Origin of the sequence: Alkalihalophilus lindianensis (assembly GCF_032843265.1) — a bacterium.
Taxonomy (GTDB): domain Bacteria; phylum Bacillota; class Bacilli; order Bacillales; family Bacillaceae_D; genus Alkalihalophilus; species Alkalihalophilus lindianensis.
Genome location: NZ_JAWJBA010001037.1, coordinates 1 through 235, shown reverse-complemented (window position 1 = coordinate 235; position 235 = coordinate 1). Strand labels below are relative to the sequence as shown.

Annotated in this window: 1 pseudogene; it reads right to left on the bottom strand. The window is 51.1% G+C overall.

The window, feature by feature from the left end:
• Nucleotides 1-235 (bottom strand): annotated as a pseudogene (locus RYX56_RS25265) (ribonuclease J); the annotation flags it as partial.

The following is a 235-nucleotide window of genomic DNA, read 5'->3' as shown; positions in this document are numbered from 1 at the left end:
AATCACCGCGCACGATCGCAACGGAAACCACATTGACCATGCTGCGGCCAAGTAGCGCCAGCTTACGGTTCGTCTCTATACAGGCCCCGACTACCTGTTGGATGCGATTCACATTCGAGGCAAAGGTAGAGACAAAGATTTTCCCTTGTGCATGGATAAAGGCCTCTTCCAAATGATTGCCGACCATCTGCTCTGTTGGTGTCAGACCTTTTCGCTCGGCATTGGTACTTTCTGA